The organism is Rhodococcus sp. Leaf247 (assembly GCF_001426185.1).
In the GTDB taxonomy this organism is placed as follows: domain Bacteria; phylum Actinomycetota; class Actinomycetes; order Mycobacteriales; family Mycobacteriaceae; genus Rhodococcoides.
Window position 1 is genome coordinate 488,365 of record NZ_LMRP01000002.1, and the last position, 17,565, is coordinate 505,929.

General features: G+C 68.1%; 8 protein-coding genes. 1 reads left to right on the top strand and 7 read right to left on the bottom strand.

Translation table 11 applies throughout. The features are described from left to right. Positions 1 to 147: 147 nt before the first annotated feature. The 5 genes from ASG64_RS11575 to eat form a co-directional block, all read right to left on the bottom strand. Positions 148 to 8,841 (bottom strand): non-ribosomal peptide synthetase, encoded by an 8,694-nt coding sequence (locus ASG64_RS11575; protein WP_056073711.1) that lies wholly within the window; start codon positions 8,839 to 8,841, stop codon positions 148 to 150. Between the two features lie 546 nt (positions 8,842 to 9,387). Then, on the bottom strand, positions 9,388 to 10,878 hold the full coding sequence (locus ASG64_RS11585; protein ID WP_056073715.1) for an amidohydrolase: 1,491 nt from the start codon (positions 10,876 to 10,878) through the stop codon (positions 9,388 to 9,390). Between the two features lie 14 nt (positions 10,879 to 10,892). Then, complete coding sequence (gene eutC, locus ASG64_RS11590) at positions 10,893 to 11,618, bottom strand: ethanolamine ammonia-lyase subunit EutC (protein WP_056073717.1); 726 nt, start codon at positions 11,616 to 11,618, stop codon at positions 10,893 to 10,895. Then, the gene (locus ASG64_RS11595; RefSeq protein WP_056073719.1) at positions 11,615 to 13,027 is read right to left on the bottom strand and encodes an ethanolamine ammonia-lyase subunit EutB; all 1,413 of its coding nucleotides are present in this window, start codon (positions 13,025 to 13,027) and stop codon (positions 11,615 to 11,617) included. Before ASG64_RS11595 ends, eutC begins: the two co-directional genes overlap by 4 nt. Next, a complete protein-coding gene (gene eat, locus ASG64_RS11600) occupies positions 13,024 to 14,454 on the bottom strand; it encodes an ethanolamine permease (RefSeq protein ID WP_056073721.1) in 1,431 nt (476 codons plus the stop codon). The genes ASG64_RS11595 and eat overlap by 4 nt, the downstream gene beginning before the upstream one ends. Before the next feature lie 166 nt (positions 14,455 to 14,620). Between eat and ASG64_RS11605 the strand changes: the two genes are divergently transcribed. After that, entirely contained in the window at positions 14,621 to 15,484 is an 864-nt protein-coding gene (locus ASG64_RS11605; protein WP_056073723.1) for a type IV toxin-antitoxin system AbiEi family antitoxin domain-containing protein, read from the top strand. A gap of 21 nt (positions 15,485 to 15,505) precedes the next feature. On the opposite strand, the gene ASG64_RS11610 is transcribed toward ASG64_RS11605, so the two are convergent. After that, positions 15,506 to 16,000 carry a DUF779 domain-containing protein gene (locus ASG64_RS11610; protein WP_056073725.1) on the bottom strand — a complete coding sequence of 165 codons (495 nt, stop codon included), beginning with the start codon at positions 15,998 to 16,000 and terminating at the stop codon, positions 15,506 to 15,508. 32 nt (positions 16,001 to 16,032) lie between these two features. Then, the gene (gene adh / locus ASG64_RS11615; protein WP_042573990.1) at positions 16,033 to 17,556 is read right to left on the bottom strand and encodes an aldehyde dehydrogenase; all 1,524 of its coding nucleotides are present in this window, start codon (positions 17,554 to 17,556) and stop codon (positions 16,033 to 16,035) included. Between the last annotated feature and the right edge of the window lie 9 nt (positions 17,557 to 17,565).

Consider the following 17,565-nt stretch of genomic DNA (forward strand, 5'->3'; position numbering starts at 1 on the left):
GTTGCCCGCCGACGATCCCGCTGCGTACCCGCATCACTCCCCGAGGGCGCGTGCACGCGTGCTTCATGGAGCGTCGCTCCATCCGATCAACCTTAACGAGAGCGCGCTGCGCCGTATCGCGGACCCGGGTGCGGGCCGGTGGTGTCGTCACGAGCTCCGCGCAGCAGGTCCGGAACCATGGATACCCATTCCCGTGGACGAGATCGAGACGACCTCGATGTCCGTTCCGTCGGCGAACTCCGAGCCGTCGACTCCCGCTGTCGGTGATCCCGCACCGGGGTCGGTGACCACCACGGCCAGGTCCTCCAACGACTCGACGTCCACGGTCTCGAGATCGGGCGGCGTCGCGAACAGGTGCGTCACCCACTGATCGACGAGGACGTCGGTCAGCGACGGTGCCGCCGCGTCGGGAGCGAGCACCGCGGCTCCGGCGATGCCCGCGACCAGCGCCCGCAGAGCGCGCGAGGTCGAGGACACGGTCGGCGTCGCGAACAATCGTGATTCGTAGTCCACGGCGAGACGCTCGGCCTCGGTGGACACCACGCGGGACAGTTCGTCGAGGCCGAGGACACGTGCCGATCCGTCGACCGATGCCAGGACCAACGCAGGGTCGTCTCCGCGCTGCGGTCGGACGCGGTCGGCATAGGTGACCGGGCGCGCGTTCTGCGCCGCGATCTCGGCGGACGCGTCGTCGACGGACAGGACCAGCGGTGCGACCTGTCCGTTCTGCGGTGCGCCGGCCAGCAGCACGACGTCGGCCGACTGCCCGCTGAGGTCGAGGGCGGCACCCGCCTTGAACACGCCCCACCAGAGTGCGAGCACGTCGGGGTTGCCGTCCGCCGATGCCGACCGGACCACGACGCGGGACCCGGCGCCGACGCCGTTCGCGGACAACCATCGTGCGGTGCGGTTCGATCGGGCGTCGAGTTCTGCGTACGTGACGTCGGTGTCCCCTACGACCACGGCGGGCGCATCGGGGTCGGACTCCACGGCGGATTCGAAGGACGACACGAAGGACGGGCCGTCGAACGACGCCGTCTCGGACGGGCCGGTCTCGGGCACGACCACGGCCGTGACCTCTGCCATCGGCAGGTCCGCGACGAGACGCGTGGGCTCGGTGACTCCGGCCCGCAACAGCGACACCAGATGCTTGCCGAACGTCTCGACGGTGGACGCGTCGAACAGCTCGGTGGAGTAGGTGAACATCATCGTCATGTCGCCGCCCGGCTTGCGGGACCCGTCGTCGTCGACGGTGAGCAGCAGGTCGAAGTTGGCCGGTTCGAACGGGTTCTCGAGTTCGGAGACGGTGATCCGGTCGAGCTCGACCCTGGCGGGCGTGATGTTGCGGAACGCCAGTGCCGTCTGGAATATCGGCGGCACCGAGGAGGTGCGCTGCGGCGCCACCGCGTCGACGACGGTCTCGAACGGCACCTCGGAGTTCGCGAATCCGTCGACGTCGACACGGCGGACGGCGTCGACCAGGTCGGCGAACGTCCGGTCCTCGTCGATCCGCACGCGCAGGGCCACGGTGTTGACGAGCATGCCGACCAGGTTGTCCAACGCGGGCTCCCCGCGGCCGGCGAGGGCCGTTCCGATCGGGATGTCCGTGCTTCCGGACAGGCGCGAGAGCAGAACGGCCAGTGCTGCGTGCACCACCATGAACCGAGTCGCGTTGTGATCGCGGGCGAGCGCCTCGACGCGGTCGGCGGCGAACCCGTCGATCGCGAAGTGGACGGATGCTCCCTCACGGGTCGGCGCCGCGGGGCGTTCACGGTCGCGGGGCAGATCGAGTTCCGCCGGCACTCCCTCGAGCGCCTGCTTCCAGAAGGCGATCTGCGCGGCGGCCACCGAGTCCGCGTCCCGGGGCGAGCCGATGACGTCGCGTTGCCACAGGGCGTAGTCGGCGTACTGCACGGGCATCGGCGCCCAGGTCGGTTCGGTGTCCGACGCGCGCGCCAGGTAGGCGCTGACGAGATCACGGGTCAACGCGACGCGTGAGACACCGTCGGCGGCGATGTGGTGGACGACGATCGCGAGGACCGCCTCCGACGGCGCAGCCGGATCACGCAGGAGCGCCACGCGCAGCGGGACCGAGGTGGTGACGTCGAATCCCCGCGTCGCGAGCGCGACGAAGTGATCCATCCACTGTGCGGACGGCACCGACTCGACCGCGAGGTCCACCCCGGCCTGCTCGACGGTCAGGATCTCCTGCCGCGGAACTCCGTCGGTGTGCGGATAGATCGTCCTGAGGATCTCGTGGCGGGTGACCAGGTCACGGATGGCCTGCCGGAGTGCCTCGACGTCGAGGTCGCCCTCGAGCCGGATACCCAACGGCAGGTTGTACATCGGCGACGCGGGGTCCAGCCGGTTGCTCAGCCACATCCGCTGTTGCGCAAGCGCCAGAGGAATTTCGTCGGGACGCGGCATCGGCACGAGCGCCGGGCGGTCGGATGCGCCGAGGTCGGCCACCACGGCGGCGAGGCGATGCACGGTGGTGGCGTCGAAGACCGCACGGACCGGGACGTGAACGCCCAGCTCGGTGCCGATGCGAGACGCCACCTGGGTGGCGATCAGCGAGTTGCCGCCGAGGGCGAAGAAGTCGTCGTCGAGCCCCACCGGGGTCACGTCGAGGATGTCCTCGAAGACTCCCGCGATGGCCTTCTCGACTCGTGTCGACGGCGCGCGGTACTCACGGTCCGAGTCGTCGGACACCTCGGGCAGGGCCTTGCGGTCGAGCTTGCCGTTCACGGTCAGGGGCAGACGGTCGAGCTCGACGATCCGAGCCGGGACCATGTAGGCCGGCAACATGTTTCCGACGTGGGACGTGATCTCACCGGCGTCGACGCTCGACCCCGACTCGGGGACGACGAAGGCCACGAGGACGTCACCGGCGGGACGGCGGACCACGGATGCGGCCGCGCCGGCAATGCCCGGCGCCGAGGCGACGACGGTCTCGATCTCGCCGAGTTCCACGCGGAACCCGCGAATCTGCACCTGCGCGTCGGCGCGTGCGAGGTATTCCAACGCGCCGTCGCGGTTCCAGCGCACGACGTCGCCGGAGCGGTACATGCGCTGCCCACCGAGGTACGGATTGGCCACGAAGCGGGTGGCGTTCAGGTCCGGACGTCCGACGTATCCCTGGGCCAACTGGTCACCCATGACGTACAGCTCACCCGGAACACCGACCGGAACGGGCCGCAGCGAGCTGTCCAGGACGACGCCGCCGAGGCCGGGCACGGGGGTACCGATGACGCTGCCCTGGGCGGACGCGGCGAAGGCCGCGGTCAGCGCCTGGTAGGTCACGTGCACCGTGGTCTCGGTGATGCCGTACATGTTCACCAGACGCGGACTGTCGTCGGAATGCCGTGCGTACCACCGTTGCAGCTGCGAGAGGTCGAGCGCTTCGCCGCCGAACACGACGTGACGCAACGACAGGGCCGTTCCGGCGCGGTCGCGTTCCGCCTCGGCCAGTTGGTAGAACGCGGACGGAGTCTGGTTCAGCACCGTCACGCCGCGCTCGGCGAGCATGTCGAGGAAGTCGCCGGGCGAGCGAGCCGTCCAGTGATCGACGACGACCACGCTGCCGCCCGTGGTGAGGGCGCCCCAGAGTTCCCACACGGAGAAGTCGAAGGCGTACGAGTGGAACATCGTCCACACGTCGTCCGGACCGAACTCGAAGTACTGCTGGGTGTTGCTCAGCAGCGTGACGACGTTGGTGTGCGGCACCGCGACGCCCTTGGGGTTACCCGTCGATCCCGAGGTGTAGATGATGTACGCGACATCGCCGGGCTGCGAGAACGGAAGCAGCGCAGCGGGATCGAGGACGACACCCTCGGCAGGGGGCGCCGCGAGATCGGTGTCGACGATGACGGTGAGACCGTCACGGCGCACCCGCTCCTCGAGGCGCGAGGACACCACGGCGAACCGCGCACCCGAGTCCGCGACGACGTAGTCGACGCGATCACCGGGGTACTCGGGATCGATGGGCACGTAGGTGGCACCGGCACGCATGATCGAGAACAGCACGACCACCAGATCGACGGAACGATCCGCGACGACGGCCACTCGATCTCCGACGCCGACACCCAGCTCGTGAAGTCGAGCCGCAGCCGCGGCGGACCGGATGTCCATGTCGCCGTATGTGATCGACGACGTTCCGAAGCGCACCGCGCATGCATCGGGCGACGACGCGGCGTGGTCCAGCACGCGCGAGACGATGGTGTCGTCGCCGACGGACACACCCTGCGCGACACGCTGCACCGACTGCTCGGCCACGATGCGGTCACTGTCGTCCAGCACGTCGATGTCGCCCACGCGGGTGGACGGTTCGGCGACGATGGTGCGCAGAACGCGCTCGAACCGACGCGCGATCGCCTCGATGGTGGACGCGTCGAACAGTGTGGAGGCGTAGGAGAACGTGGCCGGCATGCCCGCGGGGCGGCCGGCGTCGTCCATCCGGTCGGTCATCGTCAGCTGCAGGTCGAACTTGACCACGTGGAGGTCGAGATCGACTGTGGAGAGCCGCAACCCGGTGAGTTCCACTGTCGACCGGCCCAGGTTCTCGAAGGCCAGCATGACCTGGAAGATCGGGTGGCGGGACTCCGAGCGCGCCGGGGACAGGACCTCGACGAGCCGTTCGAACGGGACGTCGCTGTTGGCGAACGCCTGCAGATCCCGTTCGCGGACGTGCTCGAGCAGCGCGTCGAACGGTTGGCGTCCGGGCACCGTCGTCCGCAGCGCCAGCGTGTTGACGAACATGCCGACCAGATCGTCGATCGCGGCGTCGCCACGACCGGCGACGGGCGTTCCGATGACGATGTCGTCGGTCGAGCTGATCTTCGCCAGCGTGACGGCCAGCGCTGCGTGGACCACCATGAACAACGTCGTACGGTTCCGGGAGGCCAGGTCGATCATCGCGCGGTGCAGCTCGGGATCGATGTCGAACGAGTGCAGTCCACCGCTCAGCGACGATCGCGTCGGGCGCGCCCTGTCGAGCGGGAGCGGGAGCAGATCCGGTGCATCGCGCAGCTTCTCGACCCAGTACCGCTCCTGCTGGGCGATCAACGACGTCGGATCGTCCTCGGAGCCCAGCACCTCGCGCTGCCACAGCGTGTAGTCGGTGTACTGCACCGGAAGTGGCGTCCAGGTGGGCGCGTAGAAGGCGATGCGGGCGCTGTAGGCGGCCATGAGGTCGCGGGCCAGTGGCGTGAGCGAGGCACCGTCGGACGAGATGTGATGCACGACGATGGCCAGCACGTGATGGGTCTCGTCGATCTGGAAGAGCCTGCCCACCAACGGAACGTGCTCGGTCACCTGGAACGTCGTCATCGCGAAGGACAACAGTGCCGTGGGCAGGTCCTCCGCGGTGACGGGCACGGGAGTCAGATCGGGAACGACTGCTTCCGGATCGTGGACCACCTGCACCGGGCCGTCCTGCGTGTCGGGGTACGACGTGCGCAGCGCCTCGTGACGGTCGACGACGTCCATGATGGCGACCTGCAGGGCGGCGATGTCGAGGTCACCCTCGAGTCGCAGCGCCAGCGGGATGTTGTAGGCCACCGACGACGGATCGAACTGGTTGAGGAACCACATGCGGCGCTGCGCGAGCGACAGCGGGACGGGGCCGGTGCGTTCGCGGCGCACCAACGGCGCCCGCGACACTCCGTGCCCGCCCTGCTGCAGACGGGACGCGAGCGACTCCACGGTGGGAGCCTCGAACAGTGTGCGGACCGAGACCTGGGTTCCCAGCGCCGCGCCGAGCCGCGATACCGCGCGCGTCGCGATCAGTGAATTGCCGCCGAGCGCGAAGAAGTCGTCGTCCAGACCGACCTTCTCCACACCCATCAGTTGGGTGAAGACGGAGGCGACGATCTCCTCGACAACGGTTGTCGGAGCACGGAACTCGCGGGTGGCGAGGACCGGTTCCGGCAGACGGCGGTGGTCGATCTTGCCGTTGACCGTGACCGGCAGCTGGTCGAGCACGACGACCGCAGACGGGATCATGTGGGACGGAAGTTGGTGCGATGCATGGCGCAGCAGCTCGGTGTGATCCAGCGAGACCCCGGGCCGCAACACCACGTACGCGGCAAGGACGGTGGCACCCGAGGCCTGACGGTGCGCGACGGTGACGGACGTCCGGACGCTCGGATGGGTCGCCAGCACCGCGTCGATCTCACCGAGCTCGATGCGGAAGCCGCGGATCTTGACCTGCGAATCGGCGCGTCCCACGTAGACGATGTCGCCGTCGTCGGTCCACCGCACCAGGTCACCGGTGCGGTACATGCGGCCGCCCGGCTCCGCCCACGGGCCGGCCACGAACCGTGTCGACGTGAGACCGACGCGGTTGGCGTACCCACGGGCCAGGTCGACGCCCGCGAGGTAGAGCTCACCCACGACGCCGATCGGGACGGGACGGAGCCTGTTGTCCAGCACGACCTGCCGGGTGCCACGGATGGGTGATCCGATGGTGACGGGGGCACCGGGTTCGAGAGGGGCGGAGATCGACCCGATCATCGTGGTCTCGGTGGGGCCGTATGCATTCCGGAGTGCGGTGCGCGGTGTCCAGCGGGCGGCGACCTCCGACGGCAGCGCCTCGCCGGCGCTGATGATGCTCTCGATCTGCTCGAGACCGTCCGGGTCCAACGACCCCAACGCGGCGGGCGTGATGACCACGTGCGTGACGTTCTTCTCACGGATGTAGTCCGCGAGTTCCTCGCCGCCGAACACGCCGGACGGAGCCAGTGCCAGCGTGGTGCCCGCGGAGAGCGCCATGAGCTGCTCGAAGATGGACGCGTCGAAGCTCGGTGATGCCACGCCGAGGATCACCGAGTCGGACGAGACCCCGTAGGACACCGTCATCTCGCCGATGATGTTGGAGAGTCCGTCGTGGCCGACGACCACGCCCTTGGGCAGTCCCGTCGAGCCCGACGTGTAGATCATCCAGGCCGCGGTGAAGGGGCGGATCGGGGTGGAGCGGTCGGCATCGGTGATCCGCGCCGGAGAGCAGACCTCGAGATCCCCGCACAGCTCCGGATCGTCGATGACCAGCCACTCGACGGTGTCGGGGAGGGACTCCACGTGCCGACGCGTCGTCACGCCGACGCGGGCTCCCGAGTCGCCCAGCATGTGCACGATGCGGTCCAGCGGATAGGCCGGATCGATCGGCAGGAACGCGCCACCGGAGGCGACGATCGACCACGTCGCGTGAATCATCTCGACCGAACGCCCGAGAGCCACCGCGACGACGCTCTCCGGGCCCACCCCGCGCGAGGTGAGCAACCTGGCGAAGCGGTTCGAGCGAGCGTCCAGTTCGGCGTACGTGACCGACTCCGAGCCGCACGTGACGGCGACACGGTCGGGTGCGAAATCGACTGCGCGCGCGATGATCTCGGCGAACGTGATCTGCGGGAAGCTCTCGGCTCCCAGGGCCGGGACGATGCGCTCACGCTCGTCCTCGGTGAGCAGATCCAGCGATCCGATCGGCGCATCCGGAGACGCCTCGATCAGCGCATCGAGGAAGGTGACGAACCGTGCGCGGTGCGCGTTCAGCCGCTCCTGTGTGTAACGCAGCGGGTTGGCCTCGAAGTCGATACGCAGTTCGCGGCCGTCGGCACCCGGGTAGATGTTGAGCGCGAGGTCCTCGACGGGACCGGTGGTCAGAACGTTGTACGACCCGTGCATGTCGCCGAGGCGCAGATCGTCGTGGAACAACATGATGTTGATGGACGGGCCGAACAGTCCACGCTGGGTGACGGATTCACCGCTGTCGCGGCGGATGTCCTCGTGCCGATACCGCTGACGGCGCAACGCCCCGGTCAGCTCGAGCTGGGCACGCGACGCGGACTCGGCGACCGTGCAACTGGGAGGCAGCGCGATACGCAGCGGGACGACGTTGGACACCATGCCGCCGGAGCGCCGCATCACGGCGGTGGTGCGCGCGGAGACGGGCAGGCTGAGCACGGCGTCCTCGGTGCCGGTCATCCGGGCGACGAAGGCGGCGAACGCGGCCACGACGAAGGGTGCCGACGCGGTGCCGAGCTCGGTCACGCGGGCGTCCAGCCGCTCGGCGAGGTCCTCCGACACGTACCCGCCGGCGATCAGGGCGGGCGAGGTGGGCGGCGCCGTGATCGGCGAGAGCGACGGCGGGTCGGGCAGGCTGCGGACCTTCTCCGCCCAGTAGGCGCCGTCCTTCTCGAAGCGCTCGGAGGAGCGGTACTTCGCGTCGTCCTCGTACAGGTTGTGCAGATCGACCGCCTTCGACGGTTCGACCTCCACGCCGTCGACAGCGGCCGAGTAGAGCGCGGCCGTGCGCTGGATCATCGTCATCGCGCCGAACCCGTCGAGAGCGACGTGGTGGATGCGGGAGTACCAGAACCAGCGCTTGTCGGACAGCTGCAGGACGTGCGAGACGACGAGTCGATCCACCAGCATGTCCACGGGCGCGCTGTACTCGCGCGTCATCCAGGCCATGGCCGCGGCCTCGGGGTCGTCCTCCGACCGCAGATCGAGGTAGGAGACGTGGTCGTCGATGCTCAGGTCGACGTACTGGAACGGCTCGCCGTCGACCTCGGTCAGACGGAGGTAGCCCGATCCGAACTCCCGACCGGCGCGATCGAGCGCGTCGTTCAACAGCTGGAGGTCGAGCTCACCGTTCAGCTCGACGTAGTGCGCGATCGCGATGGGGACGTCGCCCGCCAACTGCTGCGCGAACCAGATTCCTCGTTGGGCACCGGAGAGAGGGAAAGCCCCCTCCGGAAGCGTCGACTCGACCTGTCCGGGTTCGGTGCCCTCGGCACTGTCCGGGCGTGCATCGTTGCCGCCCGAGCGCGAATCGTCGTCCACGTTCTACTCCCCGTGTTCTCTCGTGACACCGCGAACGATCGCGTGGTCCCAGCTGTCCGAGCCGACCGTCGTCGACGATCCGTTCGGTGCGATTCCCCCGTTTCGCCCCGAACACTCGGTACTGCTGCCGTTGATTCTGTCGCTGCACCCCGCGTCTGCACTCCGGTATCCACTCGTGACGCCGGCGCCGAAGAGCGCGTCGTCGCGGGACAGGGACATGCAGTACCCATGCGCCACACCTGTGAGTAGTGACGATGATCCGGCGAGGTTGATAGTGATCCCTTCGTTTGTCAGGCAGCCTTCCATGCTAGTTGACGCAGACGGGTGCATCCGAATTCGTGTCGCGGCACCGAAGCTCGGACCGCATGTCAGAGGGGGTGAACCGCTGGAAAACAACGCTCGGAACGGTCCGTCTACCCGCTTCTGCGGCGTTTCCACGACCTCGCGTGCGCAGCATTCGCGCTCCTGCGAACGGGAAGTTCTCCTGGACCGTGACCACGCTTCGACACTACCGCCGGGTAGGGACACCGCGCCGTCGCGCGAAGGTCAGTGTCCCCGGTGCGTGACGCGCCCGCCGCTGACGGTGAGGACGACGGGGACGGCGCGCAGGTCCGCATTGGACACCACGTACGGCGACTCCGCGAGCACCACCAGGTCGGCCGGTGAACCGATCGACACACCCGACCGGCCACCCGACGCCGCCGCCAGCGCGACGTCCATCGGTACTGCTTCCGCCGGTGTCCAGGACGGCCGCCCGTCGTCGGTGCGGAAGACGGCGTCGGCGATCGCCGAGCGTGGGTCGGGCGGCGATACCGGCGCGTCCGACCCGAACTGCAACCTCGCGCCGTGCGAGTGCAGCGAACCGTAGGGATAGGCCCGTGAGCGTCGGCCCCGCCACAACGTGTCGGCGACGTCTCGGTCGGTGACGGCGTGCTGCGGCTGGACCGACGCGACGACACCGAGTTCGGCGAACCTGTCGAGATCCTCCGGACGCACCTGCTGGGCGTGCTCCACGCGTCCACCGACCGGGGGATGGAGCCCCGCCGCCGCGGAGTCCCGCACCGTCTCGAACGCGTCGAGGACGACAGTGTTCGCGCGATCCCCGATCGCGTGGACCGCCGACGCGATGTGGCCGGCGGCGGCGCGGGTCATCAGCCGAACCAGCTCCTCGTGATCGACCAGCAGCAGACCGTGCGATTCCTCCTCGTCGACCGAGTCGGGGTAGGCGTCGTGACAGCAGGCGGTCCTGGTGTTCAGCGATCCGTCCGCCATGATCTTGAGCGGCCCCATCCGCAGCCCACCGCCGGTGTCCGGTGCGACGTCACCCGTGCGATGTCCCGCCGCGAGCGTCTGCTCGAGCCACGTGGGCCATGTCGACGCACTGACCCGCACCGCGGGCTCACGGGCCGCGAACCGTCGCGTCCACGCCGTGATGTTGTCGTCGAACTCGAAGTCGAGCACTTCGGTCACACCCCGCGCCGCCAGATCCACGGTCCCGTCGCAGATGTAGCCGTCGAGCACGTCGCTCCCGACCCGAGCGTCGATCGCACTCCCCATCGCGATGGCCTCGTGGTCGCGGAAGACTCCGGTCGGGTGGTCGACACCGAGCTCGGACATCATGGCCGGGGACAACCACACCGTGTGCAGGTCCATGCTGGTCACCGCGACCGAAACACCCGGTAGCGCCGACTCCAGCAGATCCTTGTGCGGCGCGTCCGCCCACAGTGCGCCCCGGAACCCCTGCGCACGAACATCTCCCGTGGCACCCGATGCCACCAGCAGATCGACGAGGTGACGCGCCCCGGTGGCCGCGCCGACGTCGAAACGGCGCCGCGCGAGAGCCCACTGCGCCATGTGCACGTGCCCGTCGACGAAGCCCGGCAGAAGCACACCGCCCCGACCGTCGACCACGTCCTCCCCCGTGATCGACGGCAGTCGCTCGCCGGGTCGAGAGATCTCGGTGACCGTGTCACCGGTGATACGGACGTCCGACAGGGCGTCCCGCGCGGGATCGACCCGCACACGCTGAACAAGCACGCCCGGAACTCTAGTCAGGTCAGTTCGCGAGACGAATCCTTCAGATCGACACCCGACCGTCCGAGCGTGCGTGCTCCCGCCACCAGCGACGCCGTCACCCGCGCCGCATGGTCGTAGTGCATGCCGCCGGGTGGGTGAATGTTCGAGATGCAGTTGCGCTCGGAGTCGTTGCGCCCGGGCTTCGGACCGTGCGTCAGGTAGATGCCGAGGCTGTCCGCAACCGAGAGTCCCGGCCGTTCACCGATGACGACGATGAGCGTCGACACGCCCAGTGCTGCTCCGACATGGTCTCCCAGCGCGACCCGCGCCTGGGTGGCGATCACCGGAGGTGCGATCGTGAACGTGCCCAGCGAGTCCTTCAGCGCAGCGAGCAATCCTGCGCCGTGATCCATCAGTGCCCGCGGGGACAGACCGTCGCACAACACGATTCCGATGTCCGCGTCGACCGTGTCTATTCCGGACAGGTCCTCGGGTTGCCGCCCCAGATCGGGGCGGCGCAGGTACTCGCTGCGGGTGGACGCCTTGCTGGACACGACCACCGGATCCCCGAGTCCGACCGCGGCGATCTCCCGGGCGAAGCTGTCGGTGTCGAGCGGCATGTGGACCGCGTCCCGTGCCGCGGCGTGGGCGGCACGGAACTCGAGCACCCGCGTCGTCGGCAGCGCGTCGCCCGCCCGACCGAGACCGATGCGCGCCTGCGTCGTCACGCGGAGGTCGGTCCAGAAGTCCGGGGTGCTCATGCCGGCGTCGTCAATGCTCGAAGGGGTGAGGTGGATGCGTCGATGGGCAGCACCCGTCCCGCGTCGTCGGTCATTCCCAGCCGGTGCATCCACGCCTCGAACTCGGGAGCGGGCTTGAGGCCCAACACTTGTCGAACATAGAGGGCGTCGTGGAAGGACAGGCTCTGGTAACCCAGCATGATGTCGTCGGCACCGGGCACGGCGATGACGAAGGCGGCGCCCGCGGCACCGAGCAGCGTCAGCAACGTGTCCATGTCGTCCTGGTCGGCCTCGGCATGGTTGGTGTAGCAGACGTCGACACCCATGGGCAGACCCAGGATCTTGCCGCAGAAGTGATCCTCGAGTCCCGCGCGGATGATCTGCTTGCCATCGTAGAGGTACTCGGGTCCGATGAAGCCCACGACCGTGTTGACCAACAGCGGATCGAGCGCGCGGGCCAACCCGTACGCGCGGGTCTCGAGCGTCTGCTGATCGACCGGCTTGCCGCCGGTCCCGAAGTGGGAGTTCGCGGACAGCGCCGAACCCTGGCCCGTCTCCAGGTACATGACGTTGTTCCCGACGGTGCCGCGGTGCAACGACTTTCCCGCCTCGTTCGCTTCCAGGAGCATCGGCACCGTGACCCCGAAACTGGAGTTGGCACCCTCGGTTCCGGCGATGGACTGGAACACGAGATCCACCGGGACACCCTTGCCGATCAGGTCCACGGTGGTGGTGACGTGGGAGAGCACACACGACTGCACCGGGATTTCGAATCGCTGCCGGATTTCGTCGAGCAGGTACAGCAGATCGGCTGTCGCTGCGGGTGAGTCGGTCGCCGGGTTGATGCCGATGACGGCGTCGCCCGAGCCCATCAGCAGTCCGTCCAGGGTGGCTGCAGCGATACCGTGCGGGTCGTCCGTCGGGTGGTTGGGCTGCAGGCGGGTGGCCATCGTTCCGGGCAGACCGATGGTGGTGCGGAACGCGGAGATCACCGTCGCCGCCTTCGCCACCGCGATCAGGTCCTGGTTGCGCATGATCTTGCTCGTCGCGGCCACCATCTCCGGGGTGAGGCCCGGCGCGACGTCCCGCAGTGTGCGGGCGCTGTCGGGTTCCGCTGCGACCGTGAGCAACCAGTCCCGCAGACCGCCCACCGTCAGATGCGAGACCGCGTCGAACGCCTGCGCGTCGTGGCTGTCGATGATGAGGCGGGTGACCTCGTCGCTCTCGTACGGCACCACCTGCTCGTCGAGAAAGGTCTGCAACGGGAGATCCGCCAGAACCCACGCCGCGGCGGCACGTTCGGCATCAGACTCCGCCGCGCATCCCGCGAGCTGATCGCCCGATCGCGCCGGGGTGGCCTTCGCCATCACCTCGACGAGTCCGTGAAAGGTGTACGTGGTTCCCGAGATCTGCTGGTGGTACGTACTCACCCGAGTTCGTCCTCGGCAGCGGCGAGCGCCGCGAACTCCTCGTCCGGAGAGTTGGCCACCAAGTGGTGGCGGCTGTAGACGCCGAAGTAGACCATGAAGAGCGCGAAGACGACCAGGCACCACAGCGCCGCCTGGCTGTCCACGAGGAACGTCGCGATCACGGCGAAGGCCGCGATGACGAGCGCGAATCCGGTCGTGACGGTGCCGCCCGGGGTGCGGTACGGACGCGGCATGTCGGGCTCACGGCGACGGAGCACGATGTGGCTCACCATCATCAGAACGTAGCTCAGCGCTGCCCCGAAGACGGCCATGTTCAACAACATCGAGCCCTTGCCGGTGAACGTCAGGGCGAAGCCGATGATGCCGGGCACGATCAGCGCCAGCGTCGGCGCCTTCCGGCTGTTGACCACCGACATCGACTTCGGCAGGTAGCCGGCGCGGCTCAGCGCGAACAGCTGCCGGGAGTAGGCATACATGATGGAGAAGAAGCTGGCGATCAGACCGGCGAGACCGATGTAGTTGACCACCGTCGCGGCGCCGCTGTCTCCCAGCGCCTCCACCAACGGGTTGCCCGACGCCTGCATCGCGTCGGCACCGCCGGCGCCCGTCACGAGGATCAGCATCGCGGTCGCGGTGACCAGCAGAACTGCCATCGCCGCGATGATGCCGCGCGGCACGTTGCGCGCCGGATCCTTCGCTTCCTCGGCAGCGAGCGGCACGCCCTCGATGGCGAGGAAGAACCAGATGGCGAACGGTACGGCGGCCCAGATTCCCAGGTAGCCCATCGGCAGGAAGCTCGACGCGCCCGCGGCGTCCGTCGGGGCGATGTCGGTGAGGTTCGAGGCGTCGAACTGGAAGACCGCGGCGACCGCGAAGATCACGAGGCCGACGAGAGCGATGCCGGTGATGACGAACATGACCTTCAGCGCCTCGCCCACACCGGCGAGGTGCACGCCGATGAAGATGGCGTAGACGGCGAGGTACACCCACCACCCGTCGGTGATCCCGAACAAGCCGAGCGACTCGACGTACGCACCGATGAACGTTGCGATGGCCGCGGGGGCGATCGCGTACTCGATGAGAATGGCTGTGCCGGTAGCGAACCCACCCCACGGTCCGAGCGCGCGCCGGGCGAACGTGTACCCGCCGCCCGCGGCCGGGAGCGCCGACGACATCTCCGCCATGCCCAGCACCATCGCCAGGTACATGCCGGCGATCAGGATGCCCGCGATCAGCAGACCACCGAAACCACCCTGCTCGAGCCCGAAGTTCCACCCCGAATAGTCACCCGAGATGACGTAGCTGACGCCCAACCCTGCCAGCAGCACCCACCCCGCACTGCCGGTCTTGAGCGTGCGCTTGGCCAGGTAGTCGGACGATTCTGCCTGAGAATCGGACGCTACGGGGCGCGGTTCCTTCACGGCCATGGGTGAGCCTCTTTCGGAGTGTGGGCGGGTGGTGAGGTGAGGCTAGGACTGCCGTGTTGCGGGGACGTTGCGATTGTTTTTCCACTGGACGGTGCGCTGACCCGCGGGAACCGCGGCTGCGCGCACCCGGCGGAACCAGGAGTGCCGACGCATCCGTCCAACGCCTGTGATCGATCGACTTCTCGCGCTCCACGACGGTGTCATCACCGCGAAGCAAGCTCACGACGCCGGGGTGAGCCAGGACGCGATCGATCGACGCGTCCGAGCCGGCAGATGGCGTCGCGTCACGCGAGGCGTCTACGTCGCCTGTGACAGACCGTGGACGGATGCCGCCCGTGTGCGGTGCGCCGCGTACTGGGCCGGCGACGGGGCCGTGGTGACATCGGTCAGTGCCGCGTACTGGCACGGACTCGTTTCGGTTGCACCACGCATCGTCGATGTCACGGTCCCGCGCGGAGGACGGAGTAGGGCACCGTCGGGTGTTCGGGTGCGGCGCCGGAACCTCGACCCCGCCGATGTGGTGGCGATCCGCGGAATCCGCGTCACAGCCTCGGGTCTCACGGTTCTCGAAGCGTCCGAGGAGATGGGGATGAGCATCGTCGACGTCGCCCTGCGTGGGCGGATGTCGCCGTCCGTGCTCCGGCGCGCACACGATCGGAACCCTCGGCGACGTGGCGCCCCCGCGGCCGAGAAGCTTCTCGTGGCAGCGGAGGGAGGAACTCGGTCGGAAGCCGAGCGGCTCTTCGTCGCCGTGATGCGCGACGGCCGCATCACGGGGTTCCTGGTCAACTTTCCGTGGCGCGGCTACGTGCTGGACTTCGTGTTCCTCGACGAACGCGTCTGCATCGAGATCGACGGCTGGGCCTTCCATTCGGACCCCACCGCCTTTCACCGAGACCGAACTCGGCAGAACGTCGTCGTTCAGGAGTGGACGGTGCTGCGATACACCTGGCGCGACCTCACACAGAGACCCGACGAGGTGATCGCCGAAGTTCGAGCGACGCTCGGACGGTGCGCTGAACCGCGGTAACCGCGGCTCAGCGCACCCGACTCATCCCTGTATCGCCATCCCCGGCACCGGGCAGGCGTCCGCTGCCTCGGCGACGACGATGGACTCGGTGGGGACGGGCGGACGAGCACCCTCCTCCCACTGCGCACCGGTGAGGGGTTCCTGAGCCTCGAGTTCCGCGTTCTCCTCGGGGGTGTAGGCGCGGCCACGACTGAGGAACCGCAGCCCCTCCGGCGTCTCGAGGGAGAAGCCGCTACCCCGGCCCGGCACCACGTCGAGCACCATCTGGGTGTGCTTCCACGCCTGGAATTGCGACCCCGAGATCCACACGGGAACCAGGTCGCTGCCGGTCGGGAGGTCGTCGGCGACGGTGCCGACCTCCGCCCGCAGATCGAGGATGCCGAGCAGGACGTCGCGGTCCCCGACGATGAATTCGCCTGCGGGATAACACATCGGCGACGACCCGTCACAGCATCCACCGCTCTGATGCATCATCAGGGCGCCGTGGAGACCGCCGAGGCGACGGAGAAGCTCCATCGCCCCGGCGGTTGCTTTGAGCCTCGGGAGCATCAGAAGAAGCCCTGAGCCTTCGGGGCGTAGCTCACCAGCAGGTTCTTGGTCTGCTGGTAGTGGTCGAGCATCATCTTGTGGTTCTCACGGCCGATGCCCGACTGCTTGTAGCCACCGAAAGCCGCGTGGGCCGGGTACTGGTGGTACGTGTTGGTCCACACGCGACCGGCCTGGATGTCGCGGCCGGCCCGGTAGGCGACGCCGCCGTCACGGGACCAGACACCGGCGCCGAGGCCGTACAGCGTGTCGTTCGCGATCTCGATGGCGTTGGCGTAGTCGGTGAAGGAGGTGACCGAGACGACGGGTCCGAAGATCTCCTCCTGGAAGATGCGCATGTTGTTCTTGCCGGTGAAGATGGTGGGCTGCACGTAGTAGCCACCGTTGAGGTCACCGCCGAGTTCTGCGCGCTCACCGCCGGTGACGATCTTGGCGCCCTCACCCTTGCCGATCTCGATGTACGACAGGATCTTCTCGAGCTGGTCGTTCGAGGCCTGGGCGCCGATCATCGTCTCGGTGTCCAGCGGATCACCCTGGCGCACAGCCTTCGTGCGGATCGCGGCCAGTGCGAGGAAGTCGTCGTAGATGTCCTCCTGGATCAGCGAACGCGACGGGCAGGTGCAGACCTCGCCCTGGTTGAGGGCGAACATCGTGAAGCCCTCGAGTGCCTTGTCCTGGTAGTCGTCGTTCTGGGACAGCACGTCGGAGAAGAAGATGTTGGGGCTCTTGCCGCCGAGCTCGAGCGTCACCGGGATGAGGTTCTGCGAGGCGTACTGCATGATCAGGCGCCCGGTCGTGGTCTCACCGGTGAACGCGATCTTCTTGATGCGGGGGCTCGACGCCAGCGGCTTGCCGGCCTCGGTGCCGAACCCGTTGACGATGTTGAGCACGCCCGGAGGCAGCAGGTCACCGATGACGCTGATCAGGTACATGATCGACGCGGGAGTCTGCTCGGCCGGCTTGAGGACGACGGCGTTACCGGCGGCGAGTGCGGGGGCGAGCTTCCACACGGCCATGAGGATCGGGAAGTTCCAGGGAATGATCTGGCCGACGACGCCGAGGGGCTCGTGGAAGTGGTACGCCACGGTGTCGCTGTCGATCTCGGACAGCGAACCCTCCTGCGCGCGAATGCATCCGGCGAAGTAGCGGAAGTGGTCGATCGCGAGCGGGATGTCGGCGTTCAGCGTCTCGCGGATCGGCTTGCCGTTGTCCCAGGCCTCGGCGAGCGCGATGGAATCGAGGTTCTCTGCGATGCGGTCGGCGATCTTGTTCAGGATGACGGCGCGCTCGGCGGGCGAGGTCTTGCCCCATGCCGGCGCTGCCTTGTGCGCGGCGTCCAGAGCGAGGTCGATGTCCTCGGCCGTGGACCGGGCGATCTCGCAGAAGTTCTGGCCCGTGACGGGAGTCGGGTTCTCGAAGTACTGACCCTTGACCGGCGCGACCCACTCGTTGCCGATCCAGTTGTCGTAGCGGCTCTCGAATGACATGGCGGCATCGGGTGTACCCGGGCGAGCGTAGACAGTCATCGAACGTGC

Coding starts and splice junctions, on each gene's coding strand:
- ASG64_RS11610 (WP_056073725.1), bottom strand. CDS start 16,000: ATGGAGCTTCTCCGTCGCCTCGGCGGTCTCCACGGCGCCCTGATGATG.
- adh (WP_042573990.1), bottom strand. CDS start 17,556: ATGACTGTCTACGCTCGCCCGGGTACACCCGATGCCGCCATGTCATTC.
- eutC (WP_056073717.1), bottom strand. CDS start 11,618: ATGAGCACCCCGGACTTCTGGACCGACCTCCGCGTGACGACGCAGGCG.
- eat (WP_056073721.1), bottom strand. CDS start 14,454: ATGGCCGTGAAGGAACCGCGCCCCGTAGCGTCCGATTCTCAGGCAGAA.